This is a genomic window from Streptomyces sp. YS415, assembly GCF_023544665.1.
Classification (GTDB): domain Bacteria; phylum Actinomycetota; class Actinomycetes; order Streptomycetales; family Streptomycetaceae; genus Streptomyces.
Genome location: NZ_JAMJFL010000019.1, coordinates 26611 through 43695, shown reverse-complemented (window position 1 = coordinate 43695; position 17085 = coordinate 26611). Strand labels below are relative to the sequence as shown.

Sequence of the window (17085 nt, the reverse complement as noted above, 5' to 3'; positions counted from 1 at the left end):
ACGTCTCAAGACCGGACGGGCGGCGTCTTCCGGTACACCACGTTCGGACGCAGGGGCCCCTTTGGTGCCGTGAGGTCGTCGAAGTCGTGCTCGGGGGCCCGGGTCATGCCGATGCGGCGCATCACCGCCTGGGAACGGAAGTTGGTGGCCGTGGTCACGGCGAGGATCTCCGGCAGGCCGAGGGTGTCGAAGCCGTACGCCAGGACCGCCCTGGCGGCCTCGGTCGCGTACCCCTGCCCCCAGGCCGGCCGGGCGAGCCGCCAGCCGATCTCCACCCCGTCGAACGGGGTGTCGTCCTCCACCTCGTCAAGGCCCGCGAAGCCGATGAAGTCACCCGTGGCCCGCACCTCCACCGCCCACCACCCATGACCTCGCCGGTCGAACTCGGCCAGGAAGCGCCCCACGGAAGCGTCGCTCTGCTCACGGGTCAGCGCCGGACCCAGATGCTTGCGCACCTCGGGATCGGCGTTCATCGCCGCCCACGGTTCCAGGTCGGAGTCCTGCCAGCGACGCAGCAGGAGACGGTCGGTACTCAGGTCAGCCATGCCGCCCAGCCAACGTGAGCCGGACGCCCACGGCAATTCCTTTTCCACGCCCCGGGCGCGTCAGCCGTCCGCCGGTGCCGACGCGGCCAGCGCGGCGAGCTCGTCAGGGGTACGGGGACCTGCGGCATCGTCGCCCAACAGGCCTCGCGCGCGCAGGAGTTCCGCCGCGGCCACCCCCCACGGCAACCGCAGCCCGGCCTCCCGCAGGAGATCCGTACGGGCCAGCATCCGCGGCGCGGGACCCGTGCGGACGCCGCCCGGGGTGAGCAGCGCCGCGTCATCGGCCCAGCGCAGTGCGAGATCGACGTCATGGGTGGCCATGACCACCGTCGTACCGCTCGCCCGCAGCCGCTCCAGCGTGGCGAGCAGCCGCTCCTGTCCGTCCGGATCGAGCCCGGCGGTCGGCTCGTCGAGGATCAGCACCCGCGGCCGCATCGCCACCGCGCCCGCGATGGCCGTCCGCTTGCGCTGGCCGTAGGAGAGCAGATGGGTGGGCCGGTCGGCCAGCGCCGTGATGTCCAGAGCGGCCAGCGCCTCCTCGACCCGCCCGCGCACCTCGGTGCTGGTCAGCCCGAGATTGAGCGGCCCGAAGGACACGTCCTGCCCGACGGACGCCGCGAACAGCTGATCGTCCGGATCCTGCACCACCAACTGCACCGTGGTCCGCAACCGGGTCAGCCCCTTGCGGTCGTACGAGACCACCTTGCCCTCGACGGTCAGCCGGCCCGTGCGCGGCCGCAGTCCGCCGCTCAGCAGCCGCATCAGCGTGGTCTTGCCGCTGCCGTTGCGTCCGAGCAGCGCCAGCGCCCGCCCCTCGCACACCTCGAAGTCCAGCCCGTCGAGCACGACCGGCCCTTCCTCGTAGGCGTAGGACGCGTCCTGGAGGGCGACCAACTCGCTCATGACAGGGGACCTTCCAGTACGACGGTGAGGGCGGCCAGCGCGACGAGGAGCCCGCAACTCGCGGCCGTGAAACGGGCGGACACGCGGGCCTCGGGCACCAGCACGCGCAGCGTGCCGTCGTAGCCGCGTCCGGCGAGCCCCGACTGCAGCCGCACGGCCCGCTCGAAGGCCCGCACGAAGGCGGTGGCCCCGAGCCCGCCCAGCGACCGCCAGGTCGCCGCCCGCGTGGTGTGCCCGAGCCGGGCGGCCTGCGCCTCCCGGACCCGGCGCATCGAGTCCAGCAGCAGGAAGCTCATCCGGTACGTCACCAGCGCCACGTCGACCACGGCCGCCGGCACGCCCGCCTTCACCAGCCGGGGCAGCAGATCCGACATCGGTGTGGTGAACGCGAACAGCAGCACGCCCAGGGAGGCCGCCGAGGTGCGCAGCAGCAACTCCCCGGCGCGCAGCGGACCGTCGTCGGCGAGGGAGACGAACCCGTGCGGCCCGCCCACCTGGACGAGCAGCGTGGCCGCGCCGGTCACGCAGAAGCCCAGCGGCACCCGGTAGGCGCGCCACAGTTTCCGGCCCGGCACACCCGCCGGACCCAGCAGAACGATCAGGGACGTCACGAGGACCAGGGCGGCGCCCGGCCACGGCGGCAGCGAGATCGCGAGGACGGTCAGGCCGAGCCCGAGCACGGCCTTGTCCACGGGATGGCGCCGGCGCCAGCGACTGCTGTGCGCCGCCGCGTCGATCGGCAGCACCCGGGATCAGACCCCTTCGCGGTCGGATTCCCCGGCACCCCGCGCACCCGCGGCATCGCGTTCCAGAGCCCGCTGCTCCCCCTGCTTCCGGCCGCGCCGCAGACCGAAGTAGTAGCAGAGGACACCCGCGCCGAGGGCTGCCTGGAGGGAGAACAGCGCCGACTCGATCTCCCCGGACGGCGGCTCGTACAGGGGCGAGAACCAGGGTTCGTAGTCCGGGTCGATCTCGGTGATCGCCGTCTCCGCCTCGCCGTCGGAGCCCGTGAACGGCTCCTCCTTGTGGTCGCCGAGACCGAGGGCGAGCGGCATGACCGCGAGCAGCGCCACGGCCAGCAGGAGCAGCAGGTTGATCTTCGTGTTGCGCTTCACCGGGCCACCGCCTCGTTCGACTCGGTCCGGACCCGCTTGCCTTCGGTCAGGAGCACGCCGAGCCGGGTCAGTTCGCCCTTGCTGGACTGCACCAGCAGCCGCATCACGAGCACGGTGAGCAGTCCCTCGCTCACCGCGAGCGGGATCTGCGTGACGGCGAAGATGGAGCCGAACTTGCCGAGCGCGCCCAGGAACCCGCTGCTCGGGTCGGGGAACGCGAGCGCCAGCTGGACGCTGGTGACGCAGTAGGTGGACAGGTCGGCGACGAACGCGCCGCAGAACACGGCGGCCATCAGCGGCGCGCCGTAGCGCCGTAGCAGCTTGTAGACGGCGTATCCGGCCCAGGGCCCGACGATCGCCATGGAGAAGACATTGGCGCCGAGGGTGGTCAGGCCGCCGTGCGCGAGCAGCAGCGCCTGGAAGAGCAGGGTGATGGTGCCCAGGACCACCATGATCGGCGGCCGGAAGAGGATGGCGCCCAGGCCGGTGCCGGTGGGGTGGGAGCAGCTCCCGGTCACCGAGGGCAGTTTGAGAGCGGACAGGACGAAGGTGAAGGCTCCGGAGGCGCCGAGGAGCAGGGTGCTCTCCGGGTGCTCCCTGACCTCACGGGTGAGTGACCGGACTCCGTGGACGACGAACGGCGCGGACGCGACACCCCAGGCGACGGCGTGCGCCGGAGGCAGAAATCCCTCGGCTATGTGCATGGCTCAGCAGACCCTCTCCAGCACCTCGTGGATGGTTGACGCGCCTTGGCCGGTCTCCTGGCTGACGGGTGACACCGCCCGTACTCCGCCTTCCCGGGTCCTAGGACCCAGTGGCTGCCCGCGAGGGCCGGAGCCGGACTTCCCGATCACAGTGGCGAGGGCCGCACCGGCATCACACCGGATTTCCCGTTCACCAAGGCGTGGTGACAGTAGTGCCTGATCAGGTCGGCTGACAAGCGCTCCCCGGGGGCGCAGGCACGGCGCACGCCCGCACACGCGCCGGGGCGTGCACCGGCGGCGCCGGGTTTCCGGGCCGGGCCGGGGTTCAGCCCCAGTTGTAGCCGTCCCCGAAGTTGAGGGTGTGTTCCAGGACGTCCTCCAGCGGGTCGTCGACCTCGACGGTGTTGACCACGGTGACCACGGGCGCGTTGTTGGAGACATGCACTCCTGGGGCGTCGTGGGCGGCGGCGTCGCCGGCGGCGGCGAGAACGGTGGCGGTCAGGGCGGCGGGGACGAGGGTGACGCGTACGCGCATGGCTGCTCTCCTTCGGCATCGGGGGCCCACACCGTGCAAGAACCCGATCGGGCCTTACCGCGCACTCCCGCCGTGGAGTCGACCCGAGCGCGCAATTCACCTGGAAGGGCTGGCGTCCGGCGGTGCGGGCGAGTGTGCGTGGACCGGTCGGCCGATCGTCTCCAGCATCTGGGTGACCAGCGGGTTCTCGTCGTTCGTGCGCCAGGCGACGGCGACGCGCGTGCGGGCGGTGCCGGGGCCGAGCCCGCGGAAGGCGACGCCCCTCAGCCGCATACGGCGAATGCTCGCCGGGGCGAGGGAGACCCCCAGGCCGGTCTCGACCAGGGCGCACACGGTCTGCCACTCCACGGCGTGCTGAACGATCCGAGGGGTGAAGCCCGCCGCGGTGCACAGGCCGGTGATCCGGTCGTGCAGGCCTGGCCCGATCTCGCGGGGGAGCAGCACGAAGGGCGAGCCGGCCAACTGCGCCAGGGGCACCGTGCGGTGGGCCGTCAGCGGGTGGGTGGACGGCAGCACGGCGACGAACGGTTCGGTGAGCACCGTCCGGAAGGCCAGCTCCGGGGCGGCGTCCTCGGGTTCCCGCAGCAGGCCGATGTCGAGGGTCCGGTCGCGCAGGGCGGCGATCTGCGGGGTGGTCGTCATCTCCCGGATGTCCAGGTGCACGCCGGGGAACCGCTGCCGGAAGTCGCGCAGCAGCCGGGGCAGGACGGTCAGGGCGAGGGAGGCGGCGAAGCCGATGCGCAGCCGGCCGACCCGGCCTGATCCGACGGCCCGGGCGGCGGCCAGTCCGTTCGCGAGCTCGCCGAGAGCCCGCTGGGCGGCGGGCAGCAGTTCGCGCCCGGCGGGAGTGAGAGTGACGCGCCCGGGCTCACGGCGGAACAGCGGATGGCCGACCTTGTCCTCCAGACGTCGGATCTGCTGGCTCAACGGCGGCTGCGCGATGCCCAGGCGGGCGGCCGTGTGACCGAAGTGGAGTTCCTCGGCGAGTACGACGAATGCGTGCAGCTGGGGCAGAGGCAGCTCTGGGCGTTCCATACGCCTAGAGATATCAACTCATGACGACGCCCGTATTAGACGTATACCTGCTGGTCACCTAACGTGCGGCGCATGACAGAGCGACGTGCGATCCTCAGCGGCTCCCCCTTCGAGGAGCAGATCGGCTACGCCCGCGCCGTGGTGGACGGCGACTGGGTGCATGTGTCCGGGACGACCGGCTTCGACTACGCCACCATGACGATCTCCGACGACGTGGTGGAACAGGCCGAGCAGTGCCTGCGCAACATCGAGGCCGCCCTGACGGAGGCGCAGTGCACGTTCGCCGACGTGGTGCGGGTGCGCTACCTGCTGCCCGACCGTGCCGACTTCGAGCCTTGCTGGCCGGTCCTGCGCCGCCGCTTCAAAGAGGTCCGCCCGGCCGCCACCATGCTGATGTGCGGCCTGGCCGACCCTCGGATGAAGATCGAGATCGAGGTGTACGCGCGGCGGGCGACCGGAGACCGGCGCGAATCACTCGGGGCGAGTCGGTGACAGGTGCGGTGGCCGGGAATGCTGTATGGTCGATCTTGAGCGGTCCGCCGGGAGACCGGCGCTCCGGTTCTGCGTTGGTGGTCCAAGGAAAGACGCCCCGCTTCCTGCGGGGAGATGCAGGTGCAAGGCCTGCCCGGCGCTCGGATACACGGCCCGTCCCGAATATCGGGGCGGGCCGTGTGCGTTGTCGGCACATGCTCCGTCCGGGTGCAGGGCGTGCGTCTGTTGGTTGATCCGAGGCTCACCCCCTCGGCTTCTTCGTGTCATCTGCCAGTACGGCCCCCGGAGCGCGTCGGTGAAGACTCGCTGCCACGGCCGACGGACCTCCAAAAGCGGGGTCCGGCATGGCCGCGTACCGGATGAAGCGCAGAAGGGGGCAGCACGTGAGCGTGCAGCAGTACGACCGGATCGGCGAGGCATTCGAGGGGTTCAAGTCCTTGCCGCTGATGCGGTACGGGGAGGTGCCGAGCTTCCTCGGCATGGTCGGGGACGTGACCGGCAAGTCGGTGCTCGACCTGGCGTGCGGCACCGGCTTCTACAGCCGCGAGTTCAAGCGGCGTGGCGCGACGAATGTCTTCGGAGTGGACATCTCCGCCGAAATGATCGCCGCCGCACGGGAGATGGAGCAACGGGATCCGCTCGGCGTCCGCTACGAGGTCGGTGACGTGGCCCGACTGCGGCAACTCGACCGGCGCTTCGACATCGCGCTGGGTGTGCAGTGCCTCAACTACGCGGAGGACGTGGCGGCGATGGAGCGGATGTGCCGGAACATCCACCGCAGCCTGGTGCCGGGCGGGGAGTTCTTCGTCCTCGCCCAGAAGCCCGACTACCGGTTCGACTGCGCGTCCCTGGAGGCGTACGGGTTCCGCTGCGAGCCGACCGGCGAGGAGACCGAGACGGGTCCGCGGGTGCGGGTGACGGCGCTCCTCGACCCTCAGCCGATCAGCATCGTCAGCACGGCCCCGCGCCGCGAGGTCTACGAGGCGTGCCTGCGGGCGAGTGGATTCAGTGCCGTGGAGTGGGTTCCGCTGCGGGTCTCCGAGGCCGGTATCCGTGAGTTCGGCGAGGAGTTCTGGGCGGACGTCCTGGCCCACCTGCCCCTGGAGATGCTGCGCTGTCGCGCCTGACCGGCGGCGCTAGGCTCTGATCCACCGCCTGAGCGCGTCGATGGTGTTCTCCGGGGCCGAGTTGAAGCACAGCGGGACCCCGGCTGCGGCCTCGGTGAGGGTGTTGACCAGTCGCTCGAACAGCAGGGTGTGCTCGGGCAGCATGCGAACACCGCCTCCGATCATCGCCAGACCGAAGGTGTGCTCCTCGAGTCGGTCCCGGACAGCCGCCTCGGCGCGGTCGGGGGAGGCGTCGATCAGGCAGGGGACCACGTGAAACCCCGCCTCGCGCAGGTGCGCGTTCGCTGCCTCGATCCGGGCGGTGAACACCTCCTCGTCGATCCCTTCGGGCATCCGTGTGTAGTCGAGAGCGCTCGGATGCAGCCCTATGGACAGCACTTTCGTGTCGGGCGGCAGCGGAGCTGGTCGGTTCATGGACGGGGTCTCCTTGATCGCGGCACGGTGATCTGCCCGGTTTATCACGGGAGTTGACCGCGCAAGCGTTGACTGCCACAACCCCTCAGTGGTTCAGTGGCTCATCCACTGAGCCACTGAAGGGGAGCCGGCATGGGTGTGCTGCCGCGGGAGAGTACGGTCGATGTGCTGGAGAAGCGGCTGCGGGAGGACATCCTCGGCGGTCGTCATCCCGCCGGCAGCTACCTGCCGCCCGAGCGGGAACTGGCCGATGAGTTCGGCGTCAACCGCACCACGCTCAAGCATGCGTTCGGCCGGCTGGCCCATGCCGGCCTGCTGGAGACGCGGCACGGCGTGGGGACCCGGGTGCGGGACTTCCTGCGCCTGGGCGGGGCGGACCTGCTGCCGATGCTCGTGGGGCACAGCCCGGACTGGATCGGCGAGATCTTCGAAGTACGGCGCCATATCGGCGCGTTGATCGCGGAACGCGCCGCCGCCCGCGCCACCCCGGCCCAAGTCACGGACCTGCGGCGCCTGATGGCGGCGGTCCGGGACGCGGAGGGCGGCGAGGCCGCGCAGCTCACCGATGCCGAGGTGCACCGCGCTCTCGCCCGGGCGACGGGCAACCGGGTGTACGTACTGCTGACCAACACCCTGTTCAACGCCTACCTGCCGGTGCGCGCGGCGCTGGTCGGCCCGTTCGCCGAAGCCGGGGCCGCCCATGACCGGCTGGCACCGGTCGTCGACGCCGTTGCCGCCGGTGACCGGGCGGCGGCCCGCGCCGCCGCGGACGCCTACCTGTCGGCGACGGAACGCATCATGCTCGACGACCTCGCGCGCGCCCGCCGACGCCGGGACGGTGCCTGGTGACCTCCCGGGGAACGGTGTTCAAGGAGACGATGCTGGGCCGGGTCCGCCTGGGCGACGAACAAGGCGACCGCCCGGTACGGGTGGACCTCGTGGCCCGGGCCGATGCGGTGCTGCTGCCGCACCGCACGACACGGGCGCGACTGACGGGGCGGCTGCGGATAGCAGGGCGGGCCGACGATGCCGAAGCGGTGGGCGAGTTGGAGATCTCGCCACTGGCTCGCCACCGCATCCGGTACCGCATCACCTTTGCCCTGGAGGGCCGGCGCCTGCTGCTGGACGGCTGGAAGTCCGTCTCGCCCGCCCGCCCGCTCACCTCCATGACCGTCCTGCCGTTCACCCTCTACGAGGAGGGCGAACGGGTCGGCGAGGGCACCCTGCGCTTCCCCCTCGCCACCGGCCTGCTGCCCTTCCTGGCGAGCTTCCGCTTCCCGCGTCCGGCCGCCCCCGTGGCACCGGCGCCGAAATGGGACGGCACACCCGGCCGCACCGAGGTCTGGTACACCACCTTGACCGACCCGGCGACCGGCACCGGAGTCTGGCTGCACCACGAACTGGTGGCGCCCACCGACGGCTCCGGCGCCTACGCCCACGGCTGGGCCGCCGTCTTCCCCAAGGACGGCCCCGTGGAGTACGAACGCTTCGGCCCCGAACCGTGGACGGGCGAACCGCAGGGCTTCCGCACCGAGGGCGTCCGCGCACAGCCCGGCCGACTCGCCGGCTCGGCCGGCGCCTTCACCTGGGACCTCACCGAGACGCCCGACGGCCCGCCGCTGCACACCTTCCCCCGCTGGTCGTGGCGCCGCCCGCTGCTGCCGGCCAGCCACATGCTGCCCGCCGCCCGCTGCCGCTACAGCGGCACCCTCCGCCACGGCACGCGCGAACTGCCGCTGGAGGAGGCGCCGGGCGCGAGCGCCCGCATCTACGGCCACGGCAACGCCCGGCGCTGGGCATGGCTCCACGCCGACCTGGGCGACGGCGACGTACTGGAGATCATCGCCGCGGTGTCCCAGCGCCCCGGACTGAACCGGCTGCCGCCGCTGGTGTTCCTGCGCCTGCTGCGCCACGGACGCACCTGGCCCCGCAGAGCGGAACGCACCGCCGTGGGCTGGGCCGGCGGCGGACGGTTCCGTGCCGCCCTCGGCCTGCCCGAGTGGCGGGTGGCGGGCCGCGTGGGCCGACGCCGTATCCGGGTGACGGTCACGCAGCCACCCGAACGGACCCTGACCCTGACCTACACCGACCCCGACGGCTCCACCGCGGTGTGCCGCAACAGCGAGACTGCGGACGCCGTGGTGAGCCTGGAACGCTGGTGGGGACGGTGGTGGCAGGAAGCCGAATGGCGGCTGACGGGCACGGCGCACGCGGAGGCCGGAGACCGATGACAAGCCCCCGCCTCCGCGGAGGTTGCAGGCCGGAGACCGATGACAAGCCCCCGCCTCCGCGGAGGCGAGAGGCCAGTGGCCAAACCTCCCGCCTCCCTGGAGATCCGAGACCGATGACCGAGCCCCCCGCCTCCCCGCTCGCGGCACTTGCCGCCGCCCTGCTCGCCGACGACGGCACGGCCGACTGGACGCACGGCGTGCCGCGGCGCCTGGAGACCCTGCTCGACGCGCTGCCCGCTCCCGCCAGGACCGCGCTGCACGGAGCGGCCCGGGCGGTCGACGCCTACGCCGTGGCCCGTACCGGACGCCGGCTGTCCGGGCTCGACTGCGCGGAACGCGAGCACCTCATGACCCGCCTCGCCTCCCACCGGGCGCTCCTGCCCCTCCTGCAGGCGGTCAAGGTCCCGGTACTGCTGGCGGCAGGCACCGAGCGCACCCTGCACCGGCCTTCGGCGCCGCCGCTGCCCGCCCCCGACGACCCGCCACTGGACTGCACCCCCTCCCACCACTGGCCCACCCGGTCCACCGCCGACGCCGTCGTCGTCGGATCGGGCGCGGGCGGCGCCGTCGCCGCCCGGACCCTGGCCCGCGCGGGGCTGAGCGTCGTCGTCCTGGAGGAGGGGGAGCACCATACGACCGCGTCGTTCGGGCGCCGGGCCCCGCTGGACCGCTTCACCGACCTCTACCGGAACGGCGGCGCCACGCTCGCGCTCGGCAGTCCGCCGCTGGTCCTGCCGATGGGCCGCGCGGTCGGCGGCACCACGGTCGTCAACTCCGGTACCTGCTACCGCACCCCCGGCCACGTCGTGGACCGCTGGCGCAGTCACCACGGCTTCGCCGCCGCCGAGGGCTTCGACGCCCGCCTGGACGAGGTGGAACGCACGCTGCGCGTGGCACGGCAGCCGCTGGACGTGATCGGCGCCAATGGGCGGCTCGCCCTGGCCGGAGCGCAAGGACTCGGCTGGGAGGCGGCACCCCTGCGCCGCAACGCCCCCGGCTGCAAGGGCTCCTGCCAGTGTGTCGTCGGGTGCCCCAGCGGGGCCAAGCAGAGCGTTCAGCTGTCCGTGCTCCCCGACGCCTGCGCGTCCGGCGCCCGGATCGTGACCGGTGCCCGCGTACGGCGGATCCTCACCGACCCCGACCGGCCGGGCGGCCCCCGCGCCGCCGGGGTGCTCGTGACCCGCCCCGACGGCAGCGAACTGGAGATCCTCGCCCCGCTGGTCGTGGTCGCCGCGGGCGCCCTGCAGACCCCGCAGCTGCTGCGCCGCTCGGGTCTGGGCGGGCACCCCCGTACGGGCCGGAACCTCAGCGTGCACCCGGCCATCAGCGTCGCGGGCCGCTTCAGCCATCCCGTCTCCGACGGCAGCGGTGTGCTGCAGAGCGTCGGAGTCGAGGAGCTGCACGCGGACGGCATCCTCATCGAGGCGACCGCGGCGCCCCCGGGCATGACCTCCTTCGTCCTGCCGGGCGTGGGACGGGCCCTGCGGCGGGAACTGGACACCACCGAGCACCTGGCCACCCTCGGCGCCATGGTCGCCGACCGCCCCTCGGGCCGCGTCCTCGGCCGGGAGCGCACACTGCTGCGCTACGACCTGGCGCCCCGCGACGCCGGACGCCTCCTGCGCGCCCAACGCGCCATGGGCCGCCTGTTGTTCGCCGCTGGTGCCGAGGAGGTCCTCACCGGCGTCCCGCACGCCCCGCGCGCCCGCACCCCGGAGCAACTGGAGTCGCTGCTGCACAAGGTGACGGCACGTCAGCTCCATGTGTCCGCGTTCCACCCGACGGGAACGGCCGCCGCCGGATCGGACCCCGAGCACGCCCCGGCCGACCCGGAGGGCCGCCTGCGGGGCGTGCGCGGCGTCCTGATCGCCGACGGCTCGGCCCTGCCCGGCTGCCCGGAGGTGAACCCCCAACTGAGCATCATGGCGGCCGCCCTGGCGATCACGGAACGCCATGTGACACGGGAGTGAGTGGGCCCGGGATCAGTCCTCGTCCCGCTCCGGCAGGGGGGAGTAGCCGGTGGCTCCCGGCGTACGGCCCTCCGGAGGGTAGTCGCAGTCGATGCTGGCGATCTCGTAGTCGTCGCCCTCGCTCTGCTCCTGATCGACGACCACCGCCGCGGTGCAGGCCCGGCCGTGCTTGTCGGTGAACGTGACGATCTCGCTGTAATCCGTCGGCTGGCTGCATCCCGTCAGGAGCAGCGCCGCCGCCCCGGCGGCCATCGCCACGCCGAGCCCCCACCGCGGTGTCATTTCCGCCCCCTCACTGTCCGATCGACGAACGAGGTCGTCCCGATGCTGAACGACTGTGATTATTCATTGCTCGGACTGCGAGCGTGGGGGCTTCGCACGGTCCGGGGGTTCGGCCAGCTCGCGCTGGATCCGTTCCCACAGCCGCTCCGGAGGCGGAGTGGCGAGGTCCGACAGGTCGATGTCGGATGCGGCGCTGACCACCCTGGTCACACGGGTCAGTTCCTGTCGGCAGAGAACGCAGACGGCCAGGTGCTGCAGGGCGACGGCGTCGTCGGACCGCCCGGCGTTGCCCAGCGCCAGTTCCAGCAGGTGCGCGTGATCGACGTGTGTCACCGCTGCCCTCCCGTCTCCCGTGCTCGTGTGCTGGTCGCGGGCTGCTCAGGCCGGGGACGGCTGTGCCGTGACGACGAGGTTGGACAGGTAGCCGCCCTGCTCGGGGACGAAGGGAGGTGCGCAGGTGATGAGCGTGAGGACCGGGGCGCCGGTCCGGCGGAACAGGGAGGAGGGAAGTTCGTCCTTGGGCACCGTCGTGCGCGACAGCACGCGGTAGGCCACGGGACCGGCCCCCTCGCGGCGCACCTCGACGCGGTCGCCGGGGCGTACGTCGTACAGCGCGGCGAACTCCCCCAGGGCCCCGGTGTCGCTGTCCACATGCCCGACCAGCACGGCCGAACCCCCCGGGCTTCCCGGCACGGGGCCGAAGCGGTACCACCCGGCCACCGAGGGGTCGGCGGGTACGGCCATGGCGCCCTGCCCCGTCACGCCCACCGGCCGGACCCGGGCGTCGAGTCCGACAGCGGGCACGAGGACGCGCTCGGGCTGCGGGGAGTGCCGCGCGGGTTCGGCCCGGGGTGCCGCGGGGTCCTGTGCCGCCGCAGTCGCCGGCCGGCCGAAGTCGGCGGGATGCGAAGGCGGCCCTGACGGCGCGGGTGCTGTCGTCAGGACCGCCAGTGCGGCCAGGGCCACGATCCGGCCGTTGAGGGGTCGAGCGGTCTCACGCACGGCGGCCGGAGAGACGGCGAGCCACCAGGACGCTCAGGGTCACGGCACCGGCCGCGGCGGCCCAGGCAGGCCACTCGCCGGCGGAGTCACCGGCAACCGCGGCACCGTTGCCGCCCGCGTTCACGCCCTTCGGTGCGCTGTCCATGCCGCTGAACGTCTGGGCCTTGAGGGCCAGGTTCTTGTCCGCGGCGCTGCCCCAGGCGTAGACGACGTTGCTGGTGCCCTCCTGGAGGTTCAGGTCCGCCGGGCCGATGGCGACGGTGTCGGTGCCGGCGAGCACGACATCGGCGGAGACGGCGCCGGCGTCGACCAGGGCGGTGTCCTCCTTGGGGTTCTCCAGCCCCTTGAACACCGGCTGTCCGCCTGCTCGTACGTCCACCGCCGGGGCGGCGGCCACATGGCGTACGGTCAGCCGCGACTTGCCCGCGTCGACCTTGGAGACGTCGTTGACGAAGGCCGTCAGCTGGGGTTTGCCGTCGGCGGAGAGGTGGGCGGCGACGGTGGCATCGGCCCCCGCCGGCACCTCGATCTTCTTCTCGACGGCCGGTGTGCCGTCGGGGCCCTGGCCCGCTTCGAAGACCTGGATGTCGTAGGTGCCGGCGTCCAGGGACTGGGGGTCGGTGACCGTGCCGGGCTTGAAGTCGCTGAGCAGTTCGTCGCCGTTGGCGTAGACGTCCACGGTCAGACCGGGCACGCCGTGGAAGACGGACACCATGGCCGTGTCGTCCTCCGCGGCGGGGGCCGCCAGGGCGGGCGTGCCCAGGCCGAGGGTCAGGGTGCAGGCGCCGGCGAGAGTGGCGAGGGTGAGGGGGGTCCGGGGGATCATGGTGATCATCCCTTCGAGGAGTGCGCCTCCCGGAATCGGGAGGTGCTGGGACTTCTGATGCGGGGGCCGTGGCGGATGCGGCCGGCGTCGCTGGTGAGGCGCAGTTATGCGTCCGCGCTCTCGACGGGCGCCTGTTCCAGTACCAGGCGCAGGCGGTGCAGGCCGCGGCGGGCGTGGCTCTTCACGGTGCCGAGCGGCATGCCGGTGCGCTCCGCGATCTGGGCCTGGGTCAGATCCTCGTAGAACGCCAGTCCCAGTACCTGCCGTTGGGGCTGCGGCAGCCGGGACAGTTCGTGCAGCAGGACGATCCGGTCGAGGCTTTCGTCCATTGCCGCACCCTCGGGCCGGAGGGTGTCGGTGCCGTGGGCGGCCGAGTCGATCAGGTTCAGGCGCCGGGTTCTGGCCGTGAGCGCGTCGGCGATCTTGCGTCGGGTGATGCCGACCAGCCATGCGCCCAGCGGACCGCGCTCGGGGCGGAAGCCGGCCCGCCCGCGCCAGGCGCCGATGAACACCTGCTGCGTGACGTCCTCGGCCTCGTGGGTGTCGCCCAGGGACCGGGTCGCCATGGTGTGCACCAGGGCTCCCCAGCGCTGGTAGATCGCCGCGAACGCGGCTTCGTCGGCGGCTCGCAGACCACGGGCCAGTTCGTCCTCGTGCAGCGTCTCCTCCGGCGGCGGAGCGCCCACTGGTGGTAGAACCGACGTGGTGGATCGTGTGGTCGCGTTCATGGCCCGGTTCCTCCTGCCGTGCGGCATGGGCGGGGACGGAAGGCCGTCCGGCGGTCACCGGTCGCCGTGGGGGCACGGGATCGGCGCCGCGTGTCACCCAGTCTTGGAATCGGAAACGATGCGCACAACATGCGTCGTTTGTGCGTCGCTATATCGACGTACACTAACCCCGTGGACCCCGACCGAGCTGATGACGACACGGTGCGTGCGGGCGGCCTGACGACCGGCGAGGTCGCCCGGCGGCTCGGGGTGGCCCCTACCACCGTCCGTTCGTGGGACCGCCGCTACGGCCTCGGCCCCGACGACCGCACCGGCGGCAGGCACCGCCGCTGGACCGCCGCGGACGTCGCGCGGCTGGAGCGGATGTGCGCCCTGACGGCGAGCGGGCTGCCTCCCGCCGAGGCCGCGCGCATCGCGCTCAGCGGAGCGCCGCCGGAACCGGACCAGGCCCCCCGCCCCGCGGCCGCGCCCCCCCGACCGGCGGCCCGCGAGCCCGACCGGGCCGGCAGCGGCCTGCGCCTCGGTGACGCGCGCCAGGAGTGCAAGGGCGTCGCGCGAGCGGCGCTGCGCCTGGACGCCGCCGCCCTGGACGGGCTGCTCACCGCGGCGATAGAGGAGCACGGCCTGATCGCCGCCTGGACCGAGATCATCGTGCCCACGCTCCAGGCCGTCGGCCGCAAGTGGGAGCGGTCGGACGAGCGGTACGTCGAGGTGGAGCACTTCCTTTCCTGGCACGTCTCCAGCGCGCTGCGCCGCGGTGCCCCGGCCGCGGCGGCCCCCCGCCCCGGGGCCACCACGCTGCTCGCCTGTGTGCCGGGGGAGAACCACACCCTGCCGCTGGAGGTGCTGACCGTGGCGCTGACCCAACGCGGGATACCGGTACGGATGTTCGGCGGTGCCCTGCCCGTCGAGTCGCTGGTCGCGGCGGTACGCCGGACCGGTCCCGTCGCGGTGGGCCTGTGGGCGCAGTCCCGCACCACGGCGAGCCGCCCCCTGGCCCAGCACGTGGCCTCGATGCAGTGGGGTGTGCGCGGCTCCCGCAGGAAGCCGCTCGTCCTGACGCTGGGCCCCGGCTGGGCGGGCCGGACGGTGCCGGGGCTGCCCCGCCCCTCGGGTCTGGCGGAGGCCGTCGCGGTCGTGGAGTCGCTCGTGCAGGGCGGACAGCCACCGACGTGACCAGGGCGCACGTGCATCCGCGCGAACCCGATCGGCAGAAGTGACGGCGCGGGAAAAGCACCGCCTTCCCGTGCCGAGACCCCTGAGAACCGGAGCGAGTCGTGGACATCAATGGCGCACGTGTGCTGGTGGCCGGGGCCACCGGCGCTCTCGGTGCCGCCCTCACCGCCGAGCTGGTGCGCCAAGGAGCGCGCCCCGCGATCGCCGGCCGCGACCGAAGCCGCCTGTCCCGGATCACCGGGGCGCACCCAGGAGTGCCGACGGTGCTGTTCGACGCGTACGATCCCGCGTCCTGCGCCCGTGCGGTACGCGTCGCCGCCGGCGAACTCGGCGGCCTGGACGCCGTGGTGACCGCGTTCGGGACGGTCGCGTTCGGCACGGCCGACAAGGTCGGTGACGAGGTGGCGGAGCATCTGATGGCCGTCAACTTCCTTGCCCCCGCCGCGTTCTTCCGGGCCGCCCTGGACGTCCTGTCCGAGGGCTCGGTGATCGCGGCCCTCACCGGGGTGGTCGCGGAGCGCCCGCAGCCCGGGATGGCCGACTACAGCGCGTCCAAGGCCGCGCTGGGCGCCTGGCTGGACGCCGTGCGGCGCGAGGCCCGCGGCAGCGGCATCCGGGTGCTGGACATCCGGCCGGGTCACCTGAACACGGGGTTCGCGGACCGGGCCGTGTCCGGCACCGCCCCGCCCATGCCCCCGGGCGGCGACCCGGACCGGCTCGTCGGCGCCGTGGTGACCGCGCTGGCGACGGACGGCGAACGCCTGCGCACGGCACCGGACGGCGAGCCCGTCGTCGAGCGGCGTGCCAGGTGACCACCCCACCCCTGCCGGGCACCGGCGCCGCCTCCGACGTGATCATCGTGGGCGGCGGCGCGGCCGGACTCAGCCTCGCGCACCGGCTGACGGCGGCCGGTACCCACAGCGTGACCGTGGTGGAGCCACCGGACGGACCGCCGCGACCGCCCGAACGCACCTGGTGCTACTGGGACCAGGGGACCGGCGACTTCGAGGAGGCGATCACCGCGTCCTGGTCCCGGCTGCGGGTCCACGGCTCCGACGGCGAGGCGATCACCCTCGACCCCGCACCCCTGCGCTACCACATGCTGCGCTCCACCCGCTTCGAGCAGCTGGTGCACGCCCGGCTGGCCGAGGCCCCCGGAACGCGTGTACTGCGCGCCACCGCGCACGCCGTACGCAACGTGCGGGACGGCGCGGAAGTCCGCTGCTCGACCCCCGACGGCGGGCACCTGACCCTGCGCGGACGCCACGTGTTCGACTCACGCCCCCTGCGTGCCCTCCCGCCCGCCCGCACCGCGCTGCTGCAGCACTTCCGCGGCTGGTTCGTCCGTACCCGCGAGGACCGCTTCGATCCGGCGGTCGCCGACCTGATGGACTTCCGGGTGCCGCAGCCCCGCCAGGGACTGGCCTTCGGCTACGTCCTCCCGCTCGCCCCGGACCGGGCCCTGGTCGAGTACACCGAGTTCTCCCGCACCCCGCTGACCACCGAGGCCTACGAGGCGGCGCTCGGCCACTACAGCCGGGAGATCCTGCGCCTGGGCGACTTCACCGTGGAGGACGCGGAACAGGGGGCCATCCCCATGACCGACGGCCGCTTCCCCCGCCGGGTCGGCGACGCGGTCTTCCGGATCGGCACCGCGGGCGGCGCCACCCGCCCGTCCACCGGCTACACCTTCGCCGCCGTGCAGCGGCAGAGCCGGGACATCGCCGCCGCGCTGCGCGGGGGGCGGGCCGTCGTGCCCGCGCCCCACCGGTGGCGGTCGCTGGCCATGGACGCGGTGTTCCTGCGGGCCCTGGACACCGGGCGGATCGACGGCCCCGCCTTCTTCACCGGCCTTTTCCGTCACCTTCCCGGCGACCGCCTGCTGCGCTTCCTCGACGGTGGCACCACGCCCTGGGAGGACTGGACCGTCGGCCTGCACACCCCCGTCGGCCCCATGCTGCGCACGGCCCTGGAACTGCCGTTCCTGCGCCGCCGGTGAC

21 protein-coding genes, 1 tRNA gene and 1 riboswitch are annotated in these 17085 nt (G+C 73.1%); of the genes, 9 read left to right on the top strand and 13 right to left on the bottom strand.

Annotated features, from left to right (window positions below; translation table 11 throughout):
* Window positions 1-5: 5 nt before the first annotated feature.
* The 7 genes from M8H82_RS23395 to M8H82_RS23365 all read right to left on the bottom strand — a co-directional run bounded on the left by M8H82_RS23395 (window position 6) and on the right by M8H82_RS23365 (window position 4837).
* Window positions 6-545: a GNAT family N-acetyltransferase gene (locus M8H82_RS23395; RefSeq protein WP_250076894.1), complete on the bottom strand. Its 540-nt coding sequence runs from the start codon at window positions 543-545 to the stop codon at window positions 6-8.
* Window positions 546-605: 60 nt separating this feature from the next.
* Window positions 606-1448 (bottom strand): energy-coupling factor ABC transporter ATP-binding protein, encoded by an 843-nt coding sequence (locus M8H82_RS23390; RefSeq protein ID WP_250076893.1) that lies wholly within the window; start codon window positions 1446-1448, stop codon window positions 606-608.
* Entirely contained in the window at window positions 1445-2194 is a 750-nt protein-coding gene (gene cbiQ, locus M8H82_RS23385) for a cobalt ECF transporter T component CbiQ (protein WP_250076892.1), read from the bottom strand. Before cbiQ ends, M8H82_RS23390 begins: the two co-directional genes overlap by 4 nt.
* A gap of 6 nt (window positions 2195-2200) precedes the next feature.
* Window positions 2201-2563: an energy-coupling factor ABC transporter substrate-binding protein gene (locus M8H82_RS23380; RefSeq protein ID WP_250076891.1), complete on the bottom strand. Its 363-nt coding sequence runs from the start codon at window positions 2561-2563 to the stop codon at window positions 2201-2203.
* Complete coding sequence (locus tag M8H82_RS23375) at window positions 2560-3267, bottom strand: energy-coupling factor ABC transporter permease (RefSeq protein WP_250076890.1); 708 nt, start codon at window positions 3265-3267, stop codon at window positions 2560-2562. Before M8H82_RS23375 ends, M8H82_RS23380 begins: the two co-directional genes overlap by 4 nt.
* A gap of 29 nt (window positions 3268-3296) precedes the next feature.
* A riboswitch (cobalamin riboswitch) is annotated at window positions 3297-3480 on the bottom strand.
* A gap of 112 nt (window positions 3481-3592) precedes the next feature.
* Window positions 3593-3802, bottom strand: a complete 210-nt coding sequence (locus M8H82_RS23370; protein WP_250076889.1) for a hypothetical protein — start codon at window positions 3800-3802, stop codon at window positions 3593-3595.
* A 96-nt stretch (window positions 3803-3898) separates the two neighbouring features.
* Entirely contained in the window at window positions 3899-4837 is a 939-nt protein-coding gene (locus tag M8H82_RS23365) for a LysR family transcriptional regulator (protein ID WP_250076888.1), read from the bottom strand.
* Window positions 4838-4909: 72 nt separating this feature from the next.
* Here M8H82_RS23365 and M8H82_RS23360 point away from each other — a divergent pair, with 72 nt between their 5' ends.
* From M8H82_RS23360 to M8H82_RS23350, 3 genes are all read left to right on the top strand, one after another.
* The gene (locus M8H82_RS23360; RefSeq protein ID WP_250076887.1) at window positions 4910-5329 is read left to right on the top strand and encodes a RidA family protein; all 420 of its coding nucleotides are present in this window, start codon (window positions 4910-4912) and stop codon (window positions 5327-5329) included.
* A gap of 71 nt (window positions 5330-5400) precedes the next feature.
* A tRNA-Gly gene (locus M8H82_RS23355) sits at window positions 5401-5470 on the top strand.
* A gap of 242 nt (window positions 5471-5712) precedes the next feature.
* Complete coding sequence (locus M8H82_RS23350) at window positions 5713-6456, top strand: class I SAM-dependent methyltransferase (RefSeq protein WP_250076886.1); 744 nt, start codon at window positions 5713-5715, stop codon at window positions 6454-6456.
* A 9-nt stretch (window positions 6457-6465) separates the two neighbouring features.
* Here M8H82_RS23350 and M8H82_RS23345 read toward each other — a convergent pair whose 3' ends face one another.
* A complete protein-coding gene (locus M8H82_RS23345; RefSeq protein ID WP_250076885.1) occupies window positions 6466-6870 on the bottom strand; it encodes a hypothetical protein in 405 nt (134 codons plus the stop codon).
* A gap of 132 nt (window positions 6871-7002) precedes the next feature.
* On the opposite strand from M8H82_RS23345, the gene M8H82_RS23340 reads away from it, so the two are divergent.
* The 3 genes from M8H82_RS23340 (at window position 7003) to M8H82_RS23330 (ending at window position 11071) form a co-directional block, all read left to right on the top strand.
* A complete protein-coding gene (locus tag M8H82_RS23340) occupies window positions 7003-7719 on the top strand; it encodes a FadR/GntR family transcriptional regulator (RefSeq protein ID WP_250076884.1) in 717 nt (238 codons plus the stop codon).
* Entirely contained in the window at window positions 7716-9101 is a 1386-nt protein-coding gene (locus M8H82_RS23335) for a hypothetical protein (protein WP_250076883.1), read from the top strand. Before M8H82_RS23340 ends, M8H82_RS23335 begins: the two co-directional genes overlap by 4 nt.
* Window positions 9102-9214: 113 nt before the next feature.
* A complete protein-coding gene (locus M8H82_RS23330; RefSeq protein WP_250076882.1) occupies window positions 9215-11071 on the top strand; it encodes a GMC family oxidoreductase in 1857 nt (618 codons plus the stop codon).
* A gap of 12 nt (window positions 11072-11083) precedes the next feature.
* Here the strand turns inward: M8H82_RS23330 and M8H82_RS23325 are convergent, their stop codons facing one another.
* From M8H82_RS23325 to M8H82_RS23305, 5 genes are all read right to left on the bottom strand, one after another.
* Window positions 11084-11353 carry a hypothetical protein gene (locus tag M8H82_RS23325; RefSeq protein WP_250076881.1) on the bottom strand — a complete coding sequence of 90 codons (270 nt, stop codon included), beginning with the start codon at window positions 11351-11353 and terminating at the stop codon, window positions 11084-11086.
* Window positions 11354-11416: 63 nt separating this feature from the next.
* Window positions 11417-11686, bottom strand: a complete 270-nt coding sequence (locus tag M8H82_RS23320) for a hypothetical protein (protein WP_250076880.1) — start codon at window positions 11684-11686, stop codon at window positions 11417-11419.
* A gap of 45 nt (window positions 11687-11731) precedes the next feature.
* Window positions 11732-12355, bottom strand: coding sequence for a class F sortase (locus tag M8H82_RS23315; protein ID WP_250076879.1), 624 nt, complete (start codon window positions 12353-12355; stop codon window positions 11732-11734).
* Window positions 12348-13181 carry a DUF4397 domain-containing protein gene (locus M8H82_RS23310; RefSeq protein WP_250076878.1) on the bottom strand — a complete coding sequence of 278 codons (834 nt, stop codon included), beginning with the start codon at window positions 13179-13181 and terminating at the stop codon, window positions 12348-12350. Before M8H82_RS23310 ends, M8H82_RS23315 begins: the two co-directional genes overlap by 8 nt.
* A 104-nt stretch (window positions 13182-13285) precedes the next feature.
* Window positions 13286-13909: a sigma-70 family RNA polymerase sigma factor gene (locus tag M8H82_RS23305; RefSeq protein ID WP_250076877.1), complete on the bottom strand. Its 624-nt coding sequence runs from the start codon at window positions 13907-13909 to the stop codon at window positions 13286-13288.
* 129 nt (window positions 13910-14038) lie between these two features.
* Between M8H82_RS23305 and M8H82_RS23300 the strand changes: the two genes are divergently transcribed.
* The 3 genes from M8H82_RS23300 (at window position 14039) to M8H82_RS23290 (ending at window position 17084) form a co-directional block, all read left to right on the top strand.
* A complete protein-coding gene (locus M8H82_RS23300) occupies window positions 14039-15085 on the top strand; it encodes a MerR family transcriptional regulator (RefSeq protein WP_374211692.1) in 1047 nt (348 codons plus the stop codon).
* A 101-nt stretch (window positions 15086-15186) separates the two neighbouring features.
* Complete coding sequence (locus M8H82_RS23295; protein ID WP_250076875.1) at window positions 15187-15897, top strand: SDR family oxidoreductase; 711 nt, start codon at window positions 15187-15189, stop codon at window positions 15895-15897.
* Window positions 15894-17084 carry a lycopene cyclase family protein gene (locus tag M8H82_RS23290; protein ID WP_250076874.1) on the top strand — a complete coding sequence of 397 codons (1191 nt, stop codon included), beginning with the start codon at window positions 15894-15896 and terminating at the stop codon, window positions 17082-17084. Before M8H82_RS23295 ends, M8H82_RS23290 begins: the two co-directional genes overlap by 4 nt.
* Window position 17085: the final 1 nt, after the last annotated feature.